Source organism: Winogradskya humida (genome assembly GCF_016862215.1).
In the GTDB taxonomy this organism is placed as follows: Bacteria; Actinomycetota; Actinomycetes; order Mycobacteriales; family Micromonosporaceae; genus Actinoplanes; species Actinoplanes humidus.
The window spans coordinates 1-1,537 of record NZ_BOMN01000169.1; the positions used below are offsets into that span (position 1 = coordinate 1).

Annotated in this window: 1 protein-coding gene; it reads left to right on the forward strand. The window is 67.1% G+C overall.

The window, feature by feature from the left end; genetic code table 11:
* The first annotated feature begins 68 nt into the window (after positions 1-68).
* Entirely contained in the window at positions 69-1,454 is a 1,386-nt protein-coding gene (locus tag Ahu01nite_RS50000) for an IS701 family transposase (protein ID WP_203843836.1), read from the forward strand.
* Positions 1,455-1,537 lie beyond the last annotated feature (83 nt).

A 1,537-nucleotide genomic window follows, 5' to 3' on the forward strand; every position in this document is an offset into this window, starting at 1 on the left:
TAGGACTTTGTTAGGTGGTTGCGGTGTGTCGCTTGTAGCCATTCGGGGATGGTGCTTGGCTGCCAGGCGTGGATGAGGATGGGCTGGCGCGGGTTCGGGAACAGTTGCAGGAGTTCGCGGCGGGGATGTTCGCAGGGCTGCGGCGGGTGGATCAGCGTGAGACCGGGGTGCGGTATCTGCGCGGGTTGATGCTCGACGGGCAGCGCAAGTCGATGCAGCCGATGGCGGCCCGGCTCGGTGTCGATCATCAGCAGTTGCAGCAGTTCCTGACCTCGTCGACGTGGGACGTGGTCGGGGTACGGAGGCGGGTCGCGCAGACCGCGGTCGACCTGATCGCCCCGACGGTGTGGGTCGTCGATGACACCGGGTTTCCCAAGGACGGCCCGGCGTCAGCGTGTGTCGCCCGGCAGTACTCCGGCACGTTGGGCAAGGTCGGCAACTGCCAGATCGCGGTCAGCGTCCACGCGGCAACCGATGCCGCGTCGGCGGTGCTGGACTGGCGGTTGTTCGTTCCGGAGTCCTGGGACGAGACCTGCGTGCCTGACGAGGCCGGCAAGGTTGCCAACGAGCATGCCAAACGTCTGCGTCGGCAGCCGGTCACCCTTGACCAGGCCGGGAAGAAGAAACCCCACGTCCGCAAAGAGGTGCCGCGCGAGGAACAGATCGCGCAGATCCAACACCGGCGGGCCGCGTCGAAGCTCCCCGACGATGAGCGTTACCGGCCGAAATGGATGATGGCCCTGGAGATGATCGACGAACTCGCCGGCTGGAACCTGTATCCGCCGTTGCTGACCGCCGACGCCGGTTACGGCCAGGTCGCCGAGTTCCGACAAGGCCTCACCGACCGAGGCATCCCTTATATCGTGGCCACCACCTCGACCACCACCGCCCAACCCGGCGACGCCGCACCGGTCGAAGCCGCTTACGCCGGAGTCGGCCCGTATCCCACGCCGCGATATCCCCGGCCGGCCCACAGCATCAAAGACCTCGCCCTGCAGGCCGGCGTGGACCACACCACGCTCGTGCACTGGCGCGAACGGCTACCCGCAACCGACAGCGGCGACCGGCCAGCCGGCACCCTGTCCGGGCACTTCTTCGCCCTGCGGATCCGACCCGCCGGCCGAGCCGTCCGAGAAGGCCTACCCCACCTCGGTGACGGTGTCCTGCCCGACTGCTGGCTACTCGTGCAATGGCCACCCGACCAGGACGAACCCACCGACTACTGGCTGTCCGACCTGCCCACCAACACCAGCCTCAGCGAACTGGTCCGCCTCGCGAAAAGCCGCTGGCGCATCGAACACGACTACCGCGAACTCAAGACCGGTCTCGGCCTCGACCACTTCGAAGGCCGCTCCTGGATCGGCTGGCACCGCCACGTCACCCTCACCACCACCGCCCAGCTCTTCTGCACCCAGCTACGCCTGACCAACCCAAAAGCACCAGGGCAGCCCTGAGCCTCTACGCCGTCCTACGGCACCTGCAATACCAACTCGGCACCTGGCTCGGGTTCTGCCCACACTGCCACCAACCCGTCCCT